Here is a 3129-nt window from a genome sequence, read left to right on the forward strand (position 1 = left end):
TAACTAAATGATTGAGTTTGAAAAACCAAATATAACAAAAATTGATGAAAATAAAAATTATGGCAAGTTTGTAGTTGAGCCGCTAGAACGCGGTTACGGTACAACACTTGGAAATTCGCTTCGTCGTGTACTTCTCGCCTCACTTCCAGGTGCAGCAGTGACTTCTATAAACATTGAAGGAGTATTGCACGAATTTGATACGATTTCTGGGGTCCGTGAAGATGTTATGCAGATTATTCTGAACATCAAGGGGATTGCTGTAAAATCTTACGTCCAAGACGAAAAGATGATTGAACTGGATGTTGAAGGTCCTGCAGAAGTAACTGCTGGAGATGTTTTGACAGACAGTGATATCGAAATTGTAAACCCTGATCATTATCTCTTTACAATCAGTGAAGGTGCTCGCTTTAAAGCGAAAATGGCTGTGAATAGCGGTCGTGGATATGTACCAGCTGACGAAAATAAAAAAGATGATGCACCAGTAGGCACACTTGCGGTAGATTCTATCTATACGCCTGTGACAAAAGTAAATTACCAGGTTGAACCAGCTCGTGTTGGTAGCAACGATGGTTTTGATAAACTTACCCTTGAAATTTTAACGAATGGAACAATTATTCCCGAAGACGCTTTGGGACTATCGGCTCGTATCCTGACAGAGCATCTGAACCTCTTTACAGATTTAACAGAAGTTGCTATTTCAACTGATGTGATGAAGGAAGCAGAGAAATCTTCAGATGATCGCATTTTGGAACGTACAATTGAAGAATTGGATCTATCAGTTCGTTCATACAACTGTCTGAAACGCGCAGGAATTAATACTGTCTTTGATTTGACAGAAAAATCTGAGCCTGAAATGATGAAAGTTCGTAACTTGGGCCGCAAGAGTCTTGAAGAAGTTAAAGTTAAACTTGCTGACCTTGGTCTTGGGTTAAGAAATGATAAATAAAGGAGGAATACATGGCTTACCGTAAACTAGGACGCACTAGCTCACAACGTAAAGCAATGCTTCGCGATTTGACTACTGACTTGATTATCAATGAATCAATCGTAACAACTGAAGCTCGTGCTAAAGAAATCCGTAAAACAGTTGAAAAAATGATTACTCTTGGTAAACGTGGTGACTTGCATGCTCGTCGTCAAGCAGCAGCTTTTGTACGTAACGAAATTGCATCAGAAAACTACAATGAAGAGACTAACAAGTACACTGCAACTACAGCTCTTCAAAAATTATTCTCTGAATTGGCACCTCGCTATGCTGAGCGCAATGGTGGATACACTCGTATTCTTAAGACTGAACCACGCCGTGGGGATGCTGCGCCAATGGCAATTATTGAATTAGTATAATTTTTATCAATTTTGTTGAGTGTTATGATGATGGAGTTCTTATGCTCTTAGTCTAGCTCTGGTCTACCGCTAGGATTTTTCCTAGCGGGAACACTCATCATCATGATGAAAGGGTAGACGCTTGTTTACGAAATTGCTTTTAGTGAAAAACAATTTCGTAAGCAGGCGTTTTTGAATGGGAAAAGAAAAACTTTGTTGAGGGAAGGAGAAGAAATGCAAGATTCGATTGCTATTTTGAAAGAACGTTATTCAGCCAATATAAAAGAAAATCCAGACTTATACATTGGGATTGAGTTGGAATTTCCGATTGTGAATCTTCAGGGAGGAGCGACAGATACTCGTGTAACAAAGGAGCTGTTAGTAAGGCTAAATTCAGACTATGGCTTTATCATAGAAAGAAGGGATTCAGAGGGCAATCCTATCCAGTTAAAAGCTTCAGATAGCGAAGATCGGATACTTTTTGAAGTGTCTTACAATATTTTAGAATTTGCATTTGAAAAAGCGAAAACGATTCAGGAAGTCGAAAGACGCTTTAATCATTACCTAGACACCATTCAAAAGATTTTGCGCAAAAATTATCATGAACTTCAGGGACATGGTTTACATCCATTCTGGAAAGAGAATGATAATGGTCCTGTTAAATATCCCCGCTATCAAATGTTAATGCAATATCTAGCTTTGAGTGAGAAAATTGGCGGAGATTTCTTCCATCGCCATCCTGATTATGGTAGCTATATCTGTGGGAGTCAGGTACAGTTAGATGTTTCACGGGCAAATTTCATACAGGTAATTAACACATTTAATCAAATCGAGGCTGCCAAAGCTTATCTTTTTGCAAATTCGAAGTTGATGACAGAAGATTTCTTTACTAAAATATCTAGAGATCGTTTTTGGGAAGAATCAATGCATGGCTTGCTAGTAGAAAATGTCGGTGTTAATCCCCATGATTTCAAAGATGAGGAAGATTTTTTTAATTATTTAAATCATACAGCCATTTTCAATGTTGAGCGAGAGGGTGACACCTATTATTTTCCTCCTATCGTAGCTGGAGAGTATCTAAAGCAGGAGCAAATCAAGGGATACAATTTAAGTGGCAAGGAAAGTCTGATTATCCCCCATGTAGATGATTTTTGTAATCACAGAAGCTACCAGTACCAAGATTTGACAACGCGGGGAACGATCGAATTTAGGAGTACTTGTGCTCAGCCTATCGAGAGGACCTTCGCACCAGCAGCTTTTCATTTGGGATTGTTGGCTAATCTTGAGGAAGTGATCGCTTATCTTAAAGATTGTGATTTCTTCAAATTAGAGGGCCGTAACTATAAAAGGCTGCGCAGAAAGTATTCGCAAATCGAGTTGACACAAGCGGATCAAGACACTATTCAATCATTTGCAGCTGATCTCCTTCAATTAGCTGTTAAAGGTCTGGAGAAACGAAAAGAAGGGGAAGAGTGCTACTTGTTACCGCTTATGAATGAGAGATAAAGTAATTTCTTTTTAACCTCTAATAGAAAGCTGAAGTAAATTTCTTTATGTGATTGATTGGACTGTGTATTATACTAGTTTGAGTATATTTGAATGAATTTAATTGTAGCTAGAGTATTAAGAGACTTTAGCAGCACGTTAATATAGTGGATAAGGGAGAGGTAAGGAGAGGTTACCTTTCCCTTTTGATTGTTGATTTATCAGTGATTTTGATGGTGGTGGGAAATAAATTTGTAAAAAAAGATAAAAAAATTCAAAAAAGTGTTGACAAGGGAGTAGATAGGTGATATACTGATATAG

General features: G+C 38.1%; 3 protein-coding genes. All 3 read left to right on the forward strand.

Going from position 1 to position 3129, the window contains the following annotated elements; all coding sequences use genetic code 11:
• Nucleotides 1-7 precede the first annotated feature (7 nt).
• Complete coding sequence (locus tag RWS39_RS09420; protein ID WP_314482921.1) at nucleotides 8-946, forward strand: DNA-directed RNA polymerase subunit alpha; 939 nt, start codon at nucleotides 8-10, stop codon at nucleotides 944-946.
• Between the two features lie 11 nt (nucleotides 947-957).
• Nucleotides 958-1344: a 50S ribosomal protein L17 gene (gene rplQ, locus RWS39_RS09425; protein ID WP_314482924.1), complete on the forward strand. Its 387-nt coding sequence runs from the start codon at nucleotides 958-960 to the stop codon at nucleotides 1342-1344.
• Nucleotides 1345-1557: 213 nt separating this feature from the next.
• The gene (locus RWS39_RS09430; protein ID WP_314482926.1) at nucleotides 1558-2829 is read left to right on the forward strand and encodes a gamma-glutamylcysteine synthetase; all 1272 of its coding nucleotides are present in this window, start codon (nucleotides 1558-1560) and stop codon (nucleotides 2827-2829) included.
• The last annotated feature ends 300 nt before the right edge of the window (nucleotides 2830-3129 follow it).

It is taken from the genome of Streptococcus cristatus, from assembly GCF_963529205.1.
Lineage (GTDB): Bacteria > Bacillota > Bacilli > Lactobacillales > Streptococcaceae > Streptococcus > Streptococcus cristatus_O.